The sequence below is a fragment of the Pseudoduganella sp. GW821-FHT12E03 genome, from assembly GCF_058807115.1.
This window is the reverse complement of the sequence record NZ_JBXAQJ010000005.1, coordinates 225306-243057: the sequence shown is the minus strand read 5'-3', so window position 1 is coordinate 243057 and position 17752 is coordinate 225306. Positions and strand designations below refer to the sequence as shown.

15 protein-coding genes and 1 tRNA gene are annotated in these 17752 nt (G+C 63.0%); 7 read left to right on the top strand and 9 right to left on the bottom strand.

All coding sequences use genetic code 11. The annotated features are described in order from the left end of the window. Positions 1 to 40: 40 nt before the first annotated feature. Genes thiL through AC1RRC_RS14580 form a run of 3 tightly spaced genes read right to left on the bottom strand, consistent with a single transcriptional unit; the run spans position 41 to position 1660 of the window. On the bottom strand, positions 41 to 1018 hold the full coding sequence (gene thiL / locus AC1RRC_RS14590) for a thiamine-phosphate kinase (protein WP_493056207.1): 978 nt from the start codon (positions 1016 to 1018) through the stop codon (positions 41 to 43). Positions 1019 to 1047: 29 nt separating this feature from the next. After that, on the bottom strand, positions 1048 to 1446 hold the full coding sequence (locus AC1RRC_RS14585; RefSeq protein ID WP_493056206.1) for a hypothetical protein: 399 nt from the start codon (positions 1444 to 1446) through the stop codon (positions 1048 to 1050). Further along, the gene (locus tag AC1RRC_RS14580) at positions 1439 to 1660 is read right to left on the bottom strand and encodes a hypothetical protein (protein ID WP_493056205.1); all 222 of its coding nucleotides are present in this window, start codon (positions 1658 to 1660) and stop codon (positions 1439 to 1441) included. The genes AC1RRC_RS14585 and AC1RRC_RS14580 overlap by 8 nt, the downstream gene beginning before the upstream one ends. A 321-nt stretch (positions 1661 to 1981) precedes the next feature. On the opposite strand from AC1RRC_RS14580, the gene AC1RRC_RS14575 reads away from it, so the two are divergent. From AC1RRC_RS14575 to AC1RRC_RS14555, 5 genes are all read left to right on the top strand, one after another. Next, positions 1982 to 4309, top strand: a complete 2328-nt coding sequence (locus AC1RRC_RS14575; protein ID WP_493056204.1) for an NADP-dependent malic enzyme — start codon at positions 1982 to 1984, stop codon at positions 4307 to 4309. Between the two features lie 176 nt (positions 4310 to 4485). Then, positions 4486 to 5529 carry a GDP-mannose 4,6-dehydratase gene (gene gmd, locus AC1RRC_RS14570; RefSeq protein ID WP_493056203.1) on the top strand — a complete coding sequence of 348 codons (1044 nt, stop codon included), beginning with the start codon at positions 4486 to 4488 and terminating at the stop codon, positions 5527 to 5529. After that, on the top strand, positions 5529 to 6464 hold the full coding sequence (locus tag AC1RRC_RS14565; protein ID WP_493056202.1) for an NAD-dependent epimerase/dehydratase family protein: 936 nt from the start codon (positions 5529 to 5531) through the stop codon (positions 6462 to 6464). The genes gmd and AC1RRC_RS14565 overlap by 1 nt, the downstream gene beginning before the upstream one ends. 4 nt (positions 6465 to 6468) lie before the next feature. Continuing rightward, the gene (locus AC1RRC_RS14560) at positions 6469 to 7584 is read left to right on the top strand and encodes a glycosyltransferase family 4 protein (RefSeq protein ID WP_493056201.1); all 1116 of its coding nucleotides are present in this window, start codon (positions 6469 to 6471) and stop codon (positions 7582 to 7584) included. Positions 7585 to 7599: 15 nt separating this feature from the next. Further along, positions 7600 to 8751, top strand: a complete 1152-nt coding sequence (locus AC1RRC_RS14555; protein ID WP_493056200.1) for a glycosyltransferase family 4 protein — start codon at positions 7600 to 7602, stop codon at positions 8749 to 8751. Here the strand turns inward: AC1RRC_RS14555 and AC1RRC_RS14550 are convergent. The 5 genes from AC1RRC_RS14550 to pip form a co-directional block, all read right to left on the bottom strand. Then, entirely contained in the window at positions 8726 to 9715 is a 990-nt protein-coding gene (locus tag AC1RRC_RS14550; RefSeq protein WP_493056199.1) for a response regulator, read from the bottom strand. The genes AC1RRC_RS14555 and AC1RRC_RS14550 overlap by 26 nt on opposite strands. Continuing rightward, on the bottom strand, positions 9712 to 12519 hold the full coding sequence (locus AC1RRC_RS14545; protein ID WP_493056198.1) for a PAS domain S-box protein: 2808 nt from the start codon (positions 12517 to 12519) through the stop codon (positions 9712 to 9714). The genes AC1RRC_RS14550 and AC1RRC_RS14545 overlap by 4 nt, the downstream gene beginning before the upstream one ends. A gap of 92 nt (positions 12520 to 12611) precedes the next feature. Continuing rightward, positions 12612 to 13808, bottom strand: a complete 1197-nt coding sequence (locus AC1RRC_RS14540; RefSeq protein ID WP_493056197.1) for an alginate O-acetyltransferase AlgX-related protein — start codon at positions 13806 to 13808, stop codon at positions 12612 to 12614. Continuing rightward, complete coding sequence (locus tag AC1RRC_RS14535) at positions 13808 to 15202, bottom strand: MBOAT family O-acyltransferase (RefSeq protein ID WP_493056196.1); 1395 nt, start codon at positions 15200 to 15202, stop codon at positions 13808 to 13810. Before AC1RRC_RS14535 ends, AC1RRC_RS14540 begins: the two co-directional genes overlap by 1 nt. 72 nt (positions 15203 to 15274) lie before the next feature. Further along, on the bottom strand, positions 15275 to 16231 hold the full coding sequence (gene pip / locus AC1RRC_RS14530) for a prolyl aminopeptidase (RefSeq protein WP_493056195.1): 957 nt from the start codon (positions 16229 to 16231) through the stop codon (positions 15275 to 15277). Between the two features lie 187 nt (positions 16232 to 16418). Here pip and AC1RRC_RS14525 point away from each other — a divergent pair, with 187 nt between their 5' ends. Continuing rightward, positions 16419 to 17039 (top strand): LysM peptidoglycan-binding domain-containing protein, encoded by a 621-nt coding sequence (locus tag AC1RRC_RS14525; RefSeq protein ID WP_493056194.1) that lies wholly within the window; start codon positions 16419 to 16421, stop codon positions 17037 to 17039. Next, positions 17027 to 17464 (top strand): lysozyme inhibitor LprI family protein, encoded by a 438-nt coding sequence (locus AC1RRC_RS14520; RefSeq protein WP_493056193.1) that lies wholly within the window; start codon positions 17027 to 17029, stop codon positions 17462 to 17464. Before AC1RRC_RS14525 ends, AC1RRC_RS14520 begins: the two co-directional genes overlap by 13 nt. 65 nt (positions 17465 to 17529) lie before the next feature. Here AC1RRC_RS14520 and AC1RRC_RS14515 read toward each other — a convergent pair. Further along, positions 17530 to 17614, bottom strand: a tRNA-Leu gene (locus AC1RRC_RS14515). Positions 17615 to 17752 lie beyond the last annotated feature (138 nt).

The following is a 17752-nucleotide window of genomic DNA, read 5'->3' as shown; positions in this document are numbered from 1 at the left end:
ACTGTTTATGGACGGCGGCCTGAACTCCGTAGGGCGGCTTTTACAAAGCCGCCGTGCCGGCAAAGTGGTCGAATCCTTGCAGCCGCAATGCCAGCTCAGCCCCATTACCATCCACGAGCCGCAGCCCTGGCGCCGCTTCGATGACGCCGACCCGTGTTACCGCCGTGCCGCATTGCGCACCCGCCGCGATGATCGCCTCGCGCGATGACACCGGCGCGGTGAAGCACAATTCGTAATCATCGCCGCCCGCCGCCATGAAGCGCCGCCGCAAGTCGCGGTCCTTGGTGGCCAGCACCGGACCGCAAGGCAGCGCATCCACATCGAGCGTGGCGCCCACTTGCGATTTTTTCAGGATATGCCCGAGGTCGCCCACCAGCCCGTCGGAGATATCGAGCGCGGCGCGGGCCAGCCGCTGCGACGCCAGCAGCATGCCCAGCGCCACGCGCGGCGTTGGCAGGTGCATGCGGGCGCCGGCCGCGTCCTGTTCGCCGGCGGTCAGCACCAGTTCATTGTTATAGCCGGCCAGCGCCAGGCGGGCATCGCCCAGGGTGCCGGAAATCCAGATATCGTCGCCCGGCTGCGCCGCATCGCGCCGCAGCGCATGCCCGGGCGCTACTTCGCCGAAAATCGTGATGCAGATAGTGAGCGGGCCTTTGGTGGTATCGCCGCCGATCAGTTCGCAGCCGTGATGATCGGCCAGCGCAAACAGTCCTTGCGAAAAGCCGCGCAGCCACGCGCGGTCGGCGGCCGGCAGCGCCAGCGCCAGGGTGAAACCCGTGGGTTTGGCGCCCATCGCCGCCAGGTCGGACAGGTTCACGGCCAGGCATTTATGGCCCAGCCGCAGCGGGTCTTCACCCGCAAAGAAATGGCGGCCTTCGACCAGCATGTCCGATGAAATGGCGGTTTGCATGCCTGGTGTGGGCGCCAGCAGGGCGCAATCGTCGCCGATGCCCAGCACCGCGGTGCCGGGGCGGGAACGGACAAAGTATTCAGTGATGAGGTCGAATTCGGAGAGCATGCGGCATTGTACCGAAACCGCGCGCCGGCTTAATCGCCGCCGCCGCCGCCGCTGTCGCTGGAACTGCTGCCGCAATCGCCGCCTGAACTTCCGCTGTCGCTGAAACCGGACGAACTGTCAGCTGCCGCATCAAAGCGGCAACCGCGCTGGCCGTCATCCGAACCGGAAGAGACGCTGTCCAGATAAGTACTGGTGGCCAGGTACGACGGCATGCCATCGTCATGGCCGGCGCCGGCGCCGCCGCTATCACCGCCTCCATATCCACCGCGGCTGTTGCGCACCAGCGCCCAGACGCAGAACGACAGCGCCGCGATGGCCAGCACCAGCACGGCCAGGAACACCATGCCGCCCAATGGCGCCGCAACCAGCGCAAAAACCGCGCCGATGGCGATGGCCGCCGCCATGCCCGCCGCGTTGTTGTTACGCATGGTGTTCGTCTTCGAGTTGCATCGGCGCGTAGTTGACGTTGGGGCGGTGGCTGCGGCGTTCACTGTATTGCCACAGCATGGCCGAGGCGACGGACGTGGCGGCCAGGATGGCGGCGATGCCGGTGCCTTGCGGGACGAACAGCAACAGGATAAAAGTCAGGGGAAACAGCAGGCGGGAATAGCGGAAGCAGCGGTGCCAGAACAGGTAGCTCATTGCGTCCCTTTCTAAGAAGGCAATGGAATCAGTCTATGCCTGTGTGGCGCGCATGTCCAGCAAGAACAGCAAGGTGAAATCCCTGCTGTTTTTGCGACCGATTATATGAAACAACATATTTTATTAATGCAATTTTCGCGATAAAACCGCGGTGGATATATGTTTACGATATTAAGGAATGCGTCAACATATAAGAAATCTATTATAACCTTTAAGTCAATAGTTTTTCGCCCGGAGTTGGTGAAAATACCTAGGGAATTAGAAGTAGCCCTCTGCTAAAATTTGGCCTTTCCGATAGACAAATAGGAAGGCCGCATCAGCATGGACTCGTCATCTGATAAGAAAGAGGAAATTCGTCAGCAATTGCGACAAGCCGCACTTGAGTATCACGAATGTCCCAAACCCGGTAAGATCAGCGTCACCCCCACCAAAACCCTCACCAATCAGCGCGACCTGGCGCTGGCCTACTCCCCCGGCGTAGCAGCCCCTTGCGAAGAGATCGTTGTCGATCCCGCTAATTCCTACAAGTACACTTCCCGCGGCAACCTGGTAGCAGTGATTACCAATGGTACGGCTGTGCTCGGCCTGGGCAATATCGGCCCGCTGGCGGCGAAGCCTGTGATGGAAGGCAAGGGGGTGCTATTTAAAAAGTTCGCCGGCATCGATGTATTCGACATCGAAATCAATGAAATGGATCCGGACAAGCTGTGCGACATCATCGCATCGCTGGAACCGACCTTTGGCGGCGTCAACCTGGAAGACATCAAGGCGCCGGAGTGCTTCTACATCGAGCGCCAGCTGCGCGACCGCATGAAGATTCCGGTCTTCCATGACGACCAGCACGGCACCGCGATCATCGTCGGCGCGGCGATCCTGAACGGCATCAAAGTCGTTGGCAAGAACATCAAGGAATGCAAGCTGGTGGTGTCCGGCGCGGGCGCCGCGGCGCTGGCTTGCCTGGACCTGGTGGTGGACCTGGGCTTCCCGATTGAAAACATTACGGTGACCGACCTGGCCGGCGTGGTCTACAAAGGCCGCACCGAGCTGATGGACCCGGACAAGGAACGTTTTGCCCGCGAGACCAGCGCCCGGACGCTGGGCGAATGCATCGCTGGTGCGGACATTTTCCTGGGTTTGTCGGCTGGCGGCGTGCTGAAGCAGGACATGGTCAAGCAAATGGCGCCGAACCCGATCATCCTGGCGCTGGCCAATCCGAATCCGGAAATCCTGCCGGAAGACGTCAAGGCCGTGCGCGGCGACGCCATCATTTGCACCGGCCGTTCGGATTACCCGAACCAGGTCAACAATGTGCTGTGCTTCCCGTACATCTTCCGTGGCGCACTCGATTGCGGCGCCACCACGATCACCCGTGAAATGGAAATCGCCGTGGTGCACGCGATTGCCGACTTGGCGCATGCCGAACAGTCGGATATCGTGGCCACCACCTATGGCATCCAGAACCTGTCGTTCGGTCCGGAATACCTGATCCCGATGCCGTTCGATCCGCGCCTGCTGACCAAGATTGCACCGGCCGTGGCGCAAGCGGCATTGGAGTCCGGCGTGGCGACCCGTCCGATCAAGGACCTGGACGCCTATGCGGATCACCTGCAGCAATTCGTCTACCGTTCCGGCACCTTCATGAAGCCGATCTTCACGGTGGCGAAACAGACCCCGGCCGAACTGAAGCGCATCGTGTATGCGGAAGGCGAAGAAGAGCGCGTGCTGCGCGCGGTGCAAGTGGTGGTCGATGAACGCCTGGCCCGTCCGATCCTGGTGGGCCGTCCGGCCGTGCTGGAATCGCGCGTGCAAAAATTCGGCCTGCGCCTGCGCCAGGGCGTCGATTACGACGTCATCAACCCGGATTACGACGAGCGTTACCGCGATTACTGGCAAGAGTATTACAAGGAAACCAGCCGCAAGGGCGTGACGCAGGAATATGCGCGCCTGGAAATGCGCCGCCGCCACTCGCTGATCGGCGCCATGATGATCAAGAAGGGCGATGCCGACGGCATGATCTGCGGCACCTTCGGCACCACCGACCTGCACTTGAAATACATCGACCAGGTTCTGGGCAAGAAGCCGGGCGCCAACGTGTATGCCGCGATGAACGTGCTGGTGCTGCCGGAGCGCCAACTGGCCATCCTCGACACCCACGTCAATGAAAACCCGACGGCGGAACAGTTGGCGGACATGACGGTGATGGCGGCGGACGAAATGCGCCGCTTCGGCATGGTGCCGCGCGCCGCGCTGCTGTCGCACTCGAACTTCGGCTCGTCCAACAGCGAATCCGCGCAAAAAATGCGCAAGGCGCTGGCGCTGGTGCGTGAACAGGCGCCGGAACTGGAAGTCGACGGCGAGATGCATGGCGACACCGCGCTCGATTCGAAACTGCGCAAGAAAATCATGCCGGATTCGTACCTGCAGCAGGATGCCAACCTGCTGGTGATGCCGAACATCGATGCCGCCAATATCTCCTACAACCTGGTCAAGACCGCCGCCGGCAACGGTATCGCGATTGGCCCGATCCTGCTGGGTTGCGCGGCGCCGGTGCACATCCTGACCCCGTCCGCGACGGTGCGCCGTATCGTCAACATGACGGCGCTGTGCGTGGTCGATGCTGTGGCGCAGCGTAAGAGCGGTGCGGCGTAAGGACGCCATTAGCGGTTAAAATTGCTGCAGCGCACAGACCCCGGCTTCGTGCCGGGGTTTTTCTTTCTCTGTAACAATATGTAATTTCTGTAATGCGTCTGGCGTGCTGGCGGGACGCGTTGGGGTCTCTGTTACAATATCTGGCTATTCCGTTTGTTTGTCATTCATTCAATACCATGCATAAGACCAAAAAAGCGCTCATCACGGGCATCACTGGCCAGGACGGCGCCTATCTTGCTGAATTACTGCTGAGTAAAGGGTATCAAGTTACTGGCACTTATCGCCGTACCAGCTCGGTCAATTTTTGGCGTATTGAAGAACTTGGTATTCAAAACCACGCGAATCTGAACCTGGTCGAATACGACCTGACGGATTTGTCGTCGTCGATCCGCCTGTTGCAAAACGGGGGCTTCGATGAAATCTATAACCTGGCGGCGCAAAGCTTCGTCGGGGTGTCGTTCGAGCAGCCGGTCACCACGGCGGAAATCACGGGCGTGGGTGTGGTCAACCTGCTCGAAGCGATCCGCATCGTTAACCCCAAGATCCGCTTCTACCAAGCATCCACCTCCGAAATGTTCGGCAAGGTGCAGGAAATCCCGCAAAAGGAAAGCACGCCGTTCTACCCGCGCAGCCCGTATGGCGTGGCCAAGCTGTATGCGCACTGGATGACGGTGAACTACCGCGAGTCGTATGGCATCTTTGGCGCGTCCGGCATCTTGTTCAACCACGAATCGCCGCTGCGCGGCCGTGAATTCGTGACCCGCAAGATCACCGACTCGGTCGCGAAGATCAAGCTGGGCAAGCTGGAAGTGCTGGAACTGGGCAACCTGGACGCCAAGCGCGACTGGGGCTTTGCCAAGGAATATGTGGAAGGCATGTGGCGCATCCTGCAGGCGGATCAGCCGGATACCTACGTGTTGGCCACCAACCGTACCGAGACGGTGCGCGATTTCGTGACGATGGCCTTTAAAGCGGTCGGTATCGCGATCGAATGGCAGGGTAGCGCCGACCATGAAACCGGCCACGATGCCCACACCGGCAAAGTGCTGGTGCGCGTCTCGCCAAAATTCTACCGTCCGGCCGAAGTGGAACTGCTGATCGGCGATCCGGCCAAGGCCCGGACGGAACTGGGCTGGGAACCGAAAACCACGCTGGAAGAGCTGTGCCAGATGATGGTGGACGCCGACCTGCGCCGTAACCAGGCCGGTTTCTCGTTCTGATGGACGCCACGCTGCAATTGCTGTCGCCGCGCCGTGAAGGCGAAGGCAAAACCGCGCTGGTCACCGGCCTGGCGGGGTTTACGGGCCGTTATGTGGCCGACGAATTGCGTGCGGCCGGTTACCGCGTGGTGGGCACCACCGTGCCGGGCCACGGCGCAAGCGAAGACTTGCTGCCGGTCGACCTGACCGACCGCGCATCGGTGTTCTTCGCAGTGGAGCAAGTGCAGCCGGACGTCGTGGTGCACCTGGCGGCCATTGCCTTTGTCGCCCATGCCGACATCGGGCAGTTCTACAACGTCAATGTGATGGGAACGCGCAACCTGCTGGAAGCACTCGCGGCCCAGCCGAAAAAGCCGACCGCCGTGCTGATCGCGTCCAGCGCCAATATTTATGGCAATGCGGATGTGCCGATGCTGGATGAGCAGACGCCTCCCGCGCCGGCCAATGATTACGCCGTCTCCAAGCTGGCCATGGAATACATGGCGCGGCTGTGGATGGACAAGCTGCCCATCATTTTCACGCGCCCGTTCAATTACACGGGTGTGGGCCAGCATGAAAACTTCCTGTTGCCAAAAATCGTCGCGCACTTCCGCCGCAAGGCGCCCGCCATCGAGCTGGGCAACCTGCACGTCTGGCGCGATTTTTCCGACGTGCGCCTGGTGGCCGCCAGTTACCGCGCCTTGCTCGACAAGGCGCCGGCCGCCGCCGGCCAGGCGTTCAACATCAGTTCGCGCACCGCTTATTCACTGGGCGAGGCGCTGGCCATGATGAACCGCATCGCCGGCTATGAGATCGAGGTGCGTGTCAATCCCGCGTTCGTGCGCGCCAATGAAGTGGTGCGCCTGGTCGGGGACAATACCCGCCTGGCCGGCGTGGTTGGCGCCATCACGCCAGCGCCGCTGGAGCAGACGCTGCGCTGGATGTACGAGGCTTGATATCGTGCGGATCGGAATCTCCACCACGACCATAGAACCGGCGCTGAACGGCGGCCGGCTGGACGGCATCGGCGTCTACAGCCGCGCGCTGGTGCGCCGCCTGCCGCGCCAGGGTTGCGCGGTGCGGCCGTATTCGTTTGCGCCGGGCGGCATCGAGCTGGAAGCGGGGACGCGCCTGCCGGCGGCGTTCGCGCTGGCGACCCTGCGCGACCTGGTGCTGCCGGGCGCGATGCGCCTGAAGATGCCGGACGTCGACTTGTACCACGCCACGGATTACCGCATCGTGCGGATGGACTGCATGGTGGTCGCCACCTTGCACGATGCGCTGACCATCAAGCATCCGGAATGGTGCAGCCCGCACCTGCGCAAGCTGAAGAACTGGCTGCAGGCGAAAGCCGCCCGCAAGGCCAACCATGTGATCGCGCATACGCAATTCGCCATCCGCGAACTGGTGGAATGCTTTGGCGTCGACGAGCGCCGCATCAGCGTGGTGCCATGTGGCATGGATGAAGAATGGCTGGAAGCGCCAGCGCCCGAGGATGTGCAAGCCACGCTGGCGCTGTATGGTTTGCAATCCGGTTATTACCTGACGGTTGGCACGCTGCAGCCGCGCAAGAACATGGGCCGCGTACTGGAAGCTTACCTGGCGCTGCCGCCCGTGCTGCGCGCCAAGCGCCAGCTGGTGATCGTGGGGCAGCCGGGCTGGCGCAGTGCGGCGTTGCAGGCGCAAATCCGCGCCGCGCAGCAAAACGGCGAAAATGTCATCTGGCTCGATAACCTGACCAGCCACGACCAGTTGCGCCATGTGTATGCGGCGGCCGGTGTGTTTGTATTTCCATCGCTGTACGAAGGTTTCGGTATTCCGGTGGCGGAAGCATTCGCCTCCGGCGTGCCAGTGATTACATCGAACACCACCTCACTGCCGGAAGTGACGATGGGGGCCGCGGTGGACGTGGACCCATTGTCGGTGGCGGAAATTGGCGCCGCCATGCTGGAACTGGCGCGCAACGATGCGCTGCGTGCGCGCCATATTGCCGCGGGCAAGGCGCGCGCGCTGGACTTGACGTGGGCCGAGTGCGCGCGCAAGACGGCTGCGGTTTACAACCAATTGCTTTCCTGATGGTTCCCTGTCCCTATGCGCGTACTCCATTTTTGCAAAACTTATTATCCTGATTCGTGGGGCGGTATCGAGCAGGTGATCCGCCAGATTTGCGTGGGGACGGGACGCCTGGGCGTCAGCAACGATGTACTGACCCTGACGCGCGATAGCGGTCCTGCCAAGCTGGAGTTCGAAGGCCATACGGTGCACCGCGCACCGTTGAATTTTGAAATCGCATCCAATGCCATGTCGCTGGGCGCCGTGCGCAAACTGGCGCACCTGGCGCGCGATGCGGACGTCGTGCACTACCATTTCCCGTGGCCGTTTGCCGACATGGCGCACTTCCTGGCGCGTATCGACAAGCCCAGCGTGGTGACCTACCACTCGGACATCGTGCGCCAGAAAGCCCTGATGAAGGTGTACACGCCGCTCAAGCGCCGCTTCCTGAGCAGCGTTAGCGCGATCGTCGCGACGTCGCCGAATTACCTGGCGTCGTCGCCAGTGCTGACACGCTACCAGGAAAAGGCGTGCGTGATTCCGATTGGCCTGGATAAAACGATTTATCCGCGTCCGCGTCCGGAAATCAAGGAACAGTGGCGCCAGCGATGCGGTGAACGGTTCTTCCTGTTCGTTGGCGTGCTGCGCTATTACAAAGGCTTGCATATCCTGCTGGACGCCGTGGCGAACACGGAATATCCGGTGGTGATTGTGGGCGCCGGCCCGATCGAGCTGGAATTGAAGCAGCATGCGCAGCGCCTGGGATTGAAGAACGTCATGTTCGTTGGCGCGGTGGGCGAAGAAGACAAGGTCGCACTGCTGGAATTGTGCTACGCGCTGGCGTTCCCGTCGCACCTGCGCTCGGAAGCGTTCGGCATCTCGCTGCTGGAAGGGGCGATGTATGGCAAGCCCATGATTTCCAGCGAAATCGGTACCGGCACCACCTATATCAACATCGATGGCGATACCGGCCTGGTGGTGCCCCCCAGCGATCCCCGCGCCTTCCGTGAAGCCATGCGCACGCTGTGGGACAACCCGCGGCAAGCCGCTGAAATGGGGCATCGCGCCGGGTTGCGCTATTGGGAATTGTTCACAGCGGAAAAGATGGCCCACAACTATATGCAGCTATACCGCGAGCTGAAGCAGGCTGCCGGCGTGCGGCAGATTATCGCTCCGCCCATTTCTCCCTGACCGCCAGCATCTCCGGTAACTTGTCGAGGAACAGGTCCACCAGTTCCGGGTCGAAGTGCCGTCCCTTTTGCTGGCGTAGGTATTCACAGGCTTCCGCCACCGGCCATGCCGCCTTGTACGGGCGCGCCGACGTCAAGGCGTCGAACACGTCGGCAATGGCCACGATGCGCCCCTCCAGCGGAATCTCGCGTTCCCGTAATCCTGCCGGGTAGCCGCTGCCATCCCATTTTTCGTGGTGCGTCAGCGCGATGTTGCGCGCCAGCGCCAGCATGCCATGCGGATGTTCGCCGATGATGTGCGCGCCGATGGCGGCGTGCGATTGCATCACCGCCCATTCTTCCTTGTCCAGCGCGGCCGGCTTTTGCAGGATGCGGTCCGGGATGCCGATCTTTCCGACGTCATGCATCGGCGCCGCATGCAGCAAATCTTCCGCCGCCACTGCGGACAGGCCCGCGGCCAGTCCCAGTATGCGCGCGTAATGGCTCATGCGGATCACGTGCAGGCCGGTCTCGTTATCCTTGTATTCCGCCGCCAGGCCCAGGCGCTGCACGATTTGCAGCCGGGTCTCGCGCAATTCATCGGTGCGCACCAGCGATAAATGCGTGCGTACGCGGGCCCGCACGATGGGCGGACTCAGTGGTTTGGTGATGTAATCGACGGCGCCCGCATCGAAGCCCGCCACTTCATCCGCCGGATCGCTGAGCGCGGTGGCGAAGATGACGGGAATCGCGCTGGTGGCGGGATCGGCTTTCAGGGCGCGGCACGTTTCGTGGCCGTTCATGCCGGGCATCATCACATCCAGCAAGATCAGGTCGGGCACTTCGTCCCGCGCCAGTTCCAGCGCCCGCGCGCCATCCTTGGCGAACAGCAGCCGGTAGTGGTCTTGCAGGATATGGCGCAGCAATTGCAGGTTGTTGGCTTCATCATCGACCGCCAGGATCAGCGGCTGCGGGGCGGCATTCATGTTATCGGCTCACATTGCGGGAGGGAGGCCATGGCGGTGGCCAGACGGGTTTGTGCAAGGGGGAAGTCGAAGTCGTTCAGCGCGGCGTCCAGCGCATCGAGTGCAATCAATGCTTCGCGCGCATCCGCCGCTGCGGCGTGCCGCGCTTGCTGCCGCAGCCGGGCCAGCGCGGCGTCATCCAGCGCGCCACGGCGCAGCGCTTGGTCCAGTGCTTGCGCCGCCGTTGCGGCTTCCCGCGGGCAGAATACGGCAGGCGCGCTTGCCGCTGCACGAGCTACGCCGCCGGGTGCTTGTCCGGCTTGTTCCCTGCGCGCCGCATCAAGCGCATCGGCCAGCGCGGGACCCAGTTGCGTCAGTGCTGAATGCAGGGCAAAGGCTGCCGTGCCGTCGGTGCGCGTGGCCGATTGCTCGGCCTGGTCCAGCAGGCGCGCCAGCGCGGCGAAGCCCAGGCTCATCGCAATGCCCCGTGCGCGATGCGCCAGCGCCGCCATGGCGGCGCGGTCGCCCGCTTCATCGAGCGCATGCAACTGGCGCGCGGTATCGCGGTAGTCATCGGCCCAGCGGCCCAGGGCGGCGCGCCAGGCGGCAAGGTCGCCATCCCAGCGCGCCAGGCCGGCGCTGCGCTCCAGCACAGGCGGCTGCCCGGTAGCGGCGCCGGTCATGGTTGTGCCGGTCGTGCCGGCCGTGAAGGCTGGCGTCACCGGCGGCGTCGCCAGGCCCGGCATGTGGCCAGCCGCATGGCCAGCCGGGGAGGCTGGCGCAGCGCCAACGCCCTGCGCCGCCAGCACCCGGGCGATTTCCTGCGACAGCGCATGCCATTCCACCGGCTTTGACGCAAAGCCATCCATGCCGGCGTCGCGGCTGGCCTGGCGGTGCGCATCGAGCACGCTGGCCGTCATGGCAATGACCGGCGTGCGCCGGCGGCCCAGTCCCGCTTCCGCGGCGCGGATCGCCTGGGTTGCCGCCAGGCCATCGAGCACAGGCATTTGCACGTCCATCAGGATCACGTCAAACTGGTGCTGGGTGGCCAGTTGCACACAGGCGGCGCCGTCGGCCACCGTGGTCACCATGTGGCCCCGCTTTTCCATCAGGATGCGCAGCAATTCCAGGTTTTGCGCGACGTCGTCGGCCGCCAGCACGCGCAGCGGCGGCAACGTACACGGGCCGCCGGCATGGTGCGCGGCCGGCGCCGGTTCGCCATGCGCCGGCACCAGCGGCAACAGCACATGGAAGCAGGCGCCCTCGCCAGGCGCGCTGTCGACGCGGATGTGCCCGCCCATCAATTCCACCAGCTGCTTGCTGATGGTGGTGCCGAGCCCCGTGCCGCCATAGCGGCGCGTCATCGACGCATCGGCTTGCGTAAATGGATCGAAGATGGCGGCCAGGCGTTCCCGGGCGATGCCGATGCCGGTGTCGCGCACCTGCAGGTGCAGCAAGCCGTCCGTGATGCCCGCATGCAGTGCGACACTGCCGGACGCGGTGAATTTCAAGGCATTGTCGAGCAGGTTGCCCAGCACTTGCCGCATGCGCAGCGCATCGCCATGGACGTGGCGCGGCAAGTCCGGCGCATAGTGCATGTCCAGCGCCAGTCCCTTGGCGTGCGCGGTGGCGCTGGCGGTGGACGCCAGTTCGTCGACCAGCGCCAGCAGGCTGTAGTCGGCCAGCTCCAGTTCCACCGCGCCCTTATCCAGCTTGGCGGTATCGAGCACTTCATTGAGCAGGCGCAGCAGCGAACGGCCAGCGCTGCGGATGGTGTCCAGGTGGCGGCGCTGTTCCGGCTGCAGTGCGCCGTCCAGCAAGACGTCGGTGAAGCCGAGGATGGAATTCATCGGCGTGCGGATTTCATGGCTCATGTTGGCGACAAAGGCGGCGCGCGCGGCGGCCGCCTGTTCAGCCTTGTCTTTGGCGCCGCGTAATTCCTGCTCCATGCGGCGCCGTTCCGTGATGTCCAGCATCACGCCATCGATCCAGCGCACCGCGCCGGCGGCATCGCGCACCACGGCGCCATGTTCCCATATCCAGCGCATGCTGCCGTCGGCGTGCTGCAACGCGTATTCGATCAGGTAAGGCTGCTCGGTGGCGATGCTGTGCGCCAGCGCGATGGCCATGCGCGGCGCATCGGCCGGCAGGATCAGTTCCGTCAGCGTGCGGCGGGGCGCCGTGCCCATGAAATCGGCCGCCGGGTGGCCGGCCACCAGTTCCACCCCATCGCTGAGAAACACCAGCGGAAAGCCCGGTTGCGCCAGGCAGCGGAACGAAACGCCGGGGATATGGCTGATCAGCGAGCGGAATTGCTGTTCGCTTTCGCGCAGCGCCTGTGTCATGGCCAGCCGTTCGCTGATGTCGGTAATGAACAGCACGAACAAATCCTGGCCCCGGTTGTGCGCGTGGCCCAGCGCGCGGCGGATCGGCACACAGCTGCCATCGCGGCGCACGCCCATCGATTCCAGGTCGCTCTTGATGGCGCCGGTGTCGCCCCGTTTCAGGTGGTATAGCAAGCCCTCGCGTTCGGACGAGGCGGGGTCGGCCATCAGGAGCGCCACATTGCGCCCGATGATGTCCGCCCGCGGCCAGCCGAAGATGCGTTCCGCCGAGCGGTTGAAGTCCACGATGACGCCCTGGCGGTCCACCGTGATGACGCCGTCCACCGTGGTGGTCAGCAGGGCGCGCATCCAGCCTTCGCGCTGGCGCAACTGGTAATACAGCCGGCGGTAGCGCAGCAAGCCATAGGCCGCCATCGCGAAGACCGCGACGGCGCAGGCGATGGCAAAGCCGGCCAGCATGGCGGGAGCTTGGGAAGCCATAGTGGATTGTTGTCGTTAGAGTATTGGTAATTTACCTAGCGACATACAGTAGCATATTTCCACACGGAAATATCAAAGTTGTTGCGGCGTTGTTAAAAACCCGGCAACAACTTCGAGAAATCCTGCTCGATGCGGGCCGCGTGCACGGTGGCGTCGTGGTACAGCACGATAAAGTCGGTGTTGGCGGCATCGCCGAACACGAATTGCCGTACCTGTTCCATGTCCGCTTCCTGCTTGACCAGGTACAGCGTATTCGCGTTGACCAGCACGGTTTCCTGGTAGTAGCGGGCAAACCACGGCGCGGCGGGCGGACCGAACGAATCCGTGATCAAGACCAGCCGTTTGCGCGGCGCAGACTGGTTGCGCAGGCGGATCACTTCAAAATCCTTCAGGATGGCCGGCGCGTTGTTGAAACAGACCGCGCCGTAGCAAAAGTCGATATGCGACGCCGCCATATCCATCACATCGACTTCGCTGGGCCGCTTGATGCCCGGGAACAGGTGGCCGATATCGGACGGCAGCCATTCCTTGCGGCTGACATAGCGCGTGGCGGCGTCCGGGTCCACGCCATAAAACTGGCGCAAGGTCCACTCCGCCGTCAGGCGCGGACCGGCGCCGCCCCAGTGGAAAAAGGTACGGGGGAACAGGTCGGTTTCACGCGAGGCGGTGCGCATCTGGTCCAGCGGGTAGGCGACATGCTGCCGCACGGCCGGATCGATGTCCGGTTGCGCCAGCCAGCGCTGCATCGGCGGCGTGGCGGTGCGGCACAGCGCACTCGCCCAGCCTGGCAATTGATCCACGTGCACGGCCGGGGCGGACGGCACCACCAGCAAATTGGCGGCGATGCCCCGTTCGCGCGACAGCGACAGCAGGCGCCGGATGTGCGTATCGATGGCGCCGGTCACCTCGGTCTGGTAGCCGCAGGCGGAAAACACCATGGCATACGCCGGCGCAGCCGGGTGCGAGGTGGTCAGGAAGGTGCGGCCTTCCTGGCCTTGCACCACTTGCGCGGTGGGATACTGGCCAAACAGCTTGTAGCGGACCTTGGTATTGAGGCGCACCAGCGCGGCGCGCAGGCTGAAGTTGTCATTGGCCCAGGCATCGAACGAGGCGCTGTACTTCAAGGCTTCTTCAACGGACGTCGGGCGTTGCGGCGGCGCGGCCAGGTGGCGGTTTTCACCTTCGCGCTGCTTGTGGCTCAAGGTGGCAAGGGCCGGCGTGGCCAGCAGCAGGACCAGCAACGCCTTCGCCAGCGCCGACAGCGTTTTATTGTGTGGGACGGGCTGCATCAGAATCGGAAATAAATGAACGGGTTATAGGTGCCGGACGCCAGGCTGGCGCTGCACAGCACGAACGCGGCCAGCGCCAGCGGCAATTGCACGGCCAGTTTCCAGCGCGCCGGCGCGGCCGGGACCGTGCCGGTGGACTCCCGCACGCGCCAGATCGCCAGCACCGTACCGGCCACCAGCGCGGTCCATTGCACGGCGCCGACATCGATGCGCCATGGATGCGCCATGGCGCCGCCATCGGTGGGGATGAACATGGTCTGCAGCATGTGCAGCGCGGTCGGCACATCCGGCGCGCGGAACAGGACCCAGCCCACCATCACCATCAGCAGGGTCCACATCTGCGCCAGCGAACGTGGCAGGCGCTCCAGCCATGCGCCGAGGAAGCCGCGTTCGGCCACCAGCAGCGCGCCATGCCAGGCGCCCCACAGCACGAAGGTCCAGGCCGCGCCGTGCCACAGGCCGCACAGCAGGAACACCAGCGCCAGGTTGACATACGTGCGCAGCGCGCCATGGCGGTTGCCGCCCAGCGGGATATATAAATAGTCGCGGAACCAGCTGGACAGGCTGATGTGCCAGCGGCGCCAGAAATCCGTGACGGAGACGGCGCTGTAGGGACGGTTGAAGTTGGGCGGATACGTGAAGCCGATCATGTGGCCGATGCCGAGCGCCATATTGGAATAGCCGGCAAAGTCATACAGGATCTGGATCGTATAGCACGCCACGGCCAGCCAGGCGCCGGCGGTGGACAGGTTGGCGGGGCCGGCTTGCCACAGCGCGTCGGCCGCCTGCGCCACGGTATTGGCCACCAATACTTTTTGCGCCAGGCCCAGCATGAACTGGCGCACGCCTTGCCACAGCCGCTGCGCCGGTACGTCGCGGTGATCGACATCGGCGGCGATCTGGCGGTAGCGCACGATCGGCCCGGCAATCAGTTGCGGGAACATGGCTTTATACATGGCGAAGTTCCAGAAACTCTTTTGCGGATCGACGTCGCCACGGTACACGTCGACCAGGTAGGAAATCCCCTGGAACACAAAGAATGAAATCCCCAGCGGCAGCACGATGGACGGGATCGCAAAGTCGTTGCCGGTCACCTGCGCGGCGACGGTGGTGAAAAAGCCCGCGTATTTGTAATAGCCGAGCATGCCCAGGTTGGCCGTCACGCCCAGTCCCAGCACCAGCGTGCGGCGCGCGCCGGCGCGCGCAATGGCCACGCCAAACCCGTAGTTGAGCAGCGCGGACGCCATCAGCAGCGGGACGAAGCGCGGCTCACCCCAGGCATAAAACAGCAGGCTGGCAATCAGCAACACGCTGTTTTTCCACGGCAGCACGTAGTACAGCAGCAGGAAAGCGGGCAGGAAGTAAAACAGGAAAGTGACGGAGCTAAAAACCATTGCAGTATCGGCAATTCAGAAAATGGCGCTCATTGTAGAGCAAACCGGCGGCGCCTCACCGGTTTGCCAGGTTCAGGACGCGGTGAAGCGGCGATCCCGCTTGAAGCGTTCCACGGCGTCCAGCAAGGCGGCCTGCATGCCCGGCTCGAATGCCGTGTGGCTGCCATCCTCGATAATGCGCAGCACCGCGCCGCGCCATGCGCCGGCCAGGCGGAACGCCGTCAGCGGCAGGCAGAGCACGTCATGGCGGCCCTGGATCACGATGGCGGGCAGGTGGGCGATGCGGTGCAGGTCGCGCAGCAACTGGTTATCTTCGAGAAAGCCGCCATGGCGGAAGTAATGGACTTCCAGGCGCGCCAGGCAGATATCGAGCGCGTCCGATTGCGGCAAGCCTTCCGGCGGCACGCCGCGCAGCGATGCGCGCCGTATTTCGAAATGGCTCCAGCGCCGCGCGGCCGGCAGGTATTGCGTCGCGTCGTGGCACAACAGGCGGCGCGCGTAGGCCGCCAGCAAATCGCCGCGCTCGTCGGCGGGGAGCGCCGCCGCCAGCTCCGCATAGGCTTCCGGGTGGAACAGGCGCGCCCCTTCAAAGAACCACGCAATTTCTTCGCGCGTGCACAGGAATGGGCTGCGCATGATAAACCCCAGGCAGTGTGCCGGATGCGCCTCGCCATAGGCCAGCGCCAGGGTCGCGCCCCACGAGCCGCCGAACAGCAGCCACTGTTCAATACCCAGCAATTCGCGCAGCTTTTCCATGTCACCCACCAGCAGTGGCGTGGTGTTGGCGCGGTATTCGCCGGCCGGCGTCGAGCGGCCGGCGCCGCGCTGGTCAAATTGCACGATGCGGTAATGGGCCGGATCGAAGAATTGCCGCCAGAGCGGCGAGCTGCCCGCCCCGGGACCGCCATGCAGCACCAGCACCGGCACGCCGTGCGGATTGCCGGATTCTTCCCAGTACATCGTATGCAGCGCATCGGTTGGCAGCATGCCGTGGCGGTAGGGTTCCAGCGGAGGGTAGGGGGTGGTCATCGGAGGCGGGATACGGACGGCAGGTGAACAAAAAAAACGCATACCAAGGCGGGAATTGGCGCTCATTGTAGAGCAAATCGGCAGCGCACCCGTCGATTTGATCGTCGCCAATTCCGATACGCCGGCCACAAGCAATCATGCCTCTTGCAGCATCTGGTAATGAATCTTTGTTGACGAGGAGGCAGGCATGGCAACGCAGAAGACAGGATTTCAGAAATGGCAGGATGGCATCAGCAAGGCCGCGTACGATACGAAGTGGAACTCTTGGGATTGCGAGATCCGAAGCGCCGTCAACGAATTCAACCGGCATTTGGCTGGCACGCCAGGTTATTCGGCGCTGGACTGGAAGCTGATTAAGGCAATGGTGTGGACTGAAACTGGAGCTGCGCATCGGGAGTGGGAACGAAAACCGATGCAAATCGGTGTGACTGGCGATCCAGGCCTGGCGGCACTATTGTCGGGGAATGAAGGCGGAGACCTGATCATACCGCCCGTCTGGCAAAAACAGCTGACAGCAGGATCTGCGCGGACTATCCCGCGTCACAATATCAGGGCAGGTATAGGTTATTTGCTGATGCGCATGGCGAATTACGAGTACCGGCGTCCGGATGTCGGTTCGCCGCAACCCGATGGCAGGAGAGTGCGCAGGCGGATGCGGCCCCAGCGGGTCATTGTGGGGTGGCGGCTTATCTCGACGGATACGATCGCCAGACGATATAACGGAGGTGGCGATCCCGGCTATGCAGAGAAGCTGGAGTTTGCCTTGAGCGTTATGCATAACGGGCAGGAGGTTGCATGCGCATCGTAAAAATCATTGGGGTGGGGATCGTCTTTGGGTTACCCGCCATGTCTGGCTCTGCTTCCTGCACTTTGGATGAGAGAGCGCTGCGCGATGAGTGTGGTGCTTATTCCCAAGCTGGAATGCGGGATTGTTTGGCGATGCACGTGGCAACAAGCGAGCAGGCAGTCAAGGACGCCGAAGGCAAACTGACGGTCGCGTTATCCCGATGGGATGAGGATAAAAGGTATGTCGTTGCAGCGAAATCGAGGCTGGCCGCCGCTTCGCAGGTTTTCAGTAAAAACCGGGAAGCCCAGTGTGCATTGGCGGTAGCGCTGGGTGGCGGCGCTATCGGCAACGCGCTCGACATCAAGCGGCTGGCATGTGTGGCTGAATTGAATTACACACGAGCCAAGCAAGTGGAGGCGACAGCGGTGGAGTTGGCTGCCAGGTAGTGCGTGACATAACAAAAAACCCGCATACCGGAAAGGTGATGCGGGTTCAATGTAATGCAGGTGTTTGGTGCCCCGGGCCGGAATCGAACCGGCACGCCTTGCGGCGGCGGATTTTGAGTCCGCTGCGTCTACCAATTCCACCACCGAGGCAGGTATGTTCGTGCAAGAGCCACATTATAGTGCACTCCAAACAAAATTGTAATGGCCCGCACGCATTTAATGCGCATACTTCATCTTGGGTTGATGTCCGTCACTAGCATTTGTGTCATCATTGCTACCCCTGCCGAA

Bases quoted from the DNA above. Each gene is read 5' to 3' on its own strand.
- AC1RRC_RS14545 (WP_493056198.1), bottom strand. From the start codon at position 12,519: ATGGCTTCCCAAGCTCCCGCCATGCTGGCCGGCTTTGCCATCGCCTGC.
- AC1RRC_RS14585 (WP_493056206.1), bottom strand. From the start codon at position 1,446: ATGCGTAACAACAACGCGGCGGGCATGGCGGCGGCCATCGCCATCGGC.
- AC1RRC_RS14580 (WP_493056205.1), bottom strand. From the start codon at position 1,660: ATGAGCTACCTGTTCTGGCACCGCTGCTTCCGCTATTCCCGCCTGCTG.
- AC1RRC_RS14535 (WP_493056196.1), bottom strand. From the start codon at position 15,202: ATGGTTTTTAGCTCCGTCACTTTCCTGTTTTACTTCCTGCCCGCTTTC.
- thiL (WP_493056207.1), bottom strand. From the start codon at position 1,018: ATGCTCTCCGAATTCGACCTCATCACTGAATACTTTGTCCGTTCCCGC.
- AC1RRC_RS14565 (WP_493056202.1), top strand. From the start codon at position 5,529: ATGGACGCCACGCTGCAATTGCTGTCGCCGCGCCGTGAAGGCGAAGGC.
- AC1RRC_RS14520 (WP_493056193.1), top strand. From the start codon at position 17,027: ATGCGCATCGTAAAAATCATTGGGGTGGGGATCGTCTTTGGGTTACCC.
- AC1RRC_RS14525 (WP_493056194.1), top strand. From the start codon at position 16,419: ATGGCAACGCAGAAGACAGGATTTCAGAAATGGCAGGATGGCATCAGC.
- pip (WP_493056195.1), bottom strand. From the start codon at position 16,231: ATGACCACCCCCTACCCTCCGCTGGAACCCTACCGCCACGGCATGCTG.
- AC1RRC_RS14575 (WP_493056204.1), top strand. From the start codon at position 1,982: ATGGACTCGTCATCTGATAAGAAAGAGGAAATTCGTCAGCAATTGCGA.
- AC1RRC_RS14555 (WP_493056200.1), top strand. From the start codon at position 7,600: ATGCGCGTACTCCATTTTTGCAAAACTTATTATCCTGATTCGTGGGGC.
- AC1RRC_RS14540 (WP_493056197.1), bottom strand. From the start codon at position 13,808: ATGCAGCCCGTCCCACACAATAAAACGCTGTCGGCGCTGGCGAAGGCG.
- gmd (WP_493056203.1), top strand. From the start codon at position 4,486: ATGCATAAGACCAAAAAAGCGCTCATCACGGGCATCACTGGCCAGGAC.
- AC1RRC_RS14550 (WP_493056199.1), bottom strand. From the start codon at position 9,715: ATGAATGCCGCCCCGCAGCCGCTGATCCTGGCGGTCGATGATGAAGCC.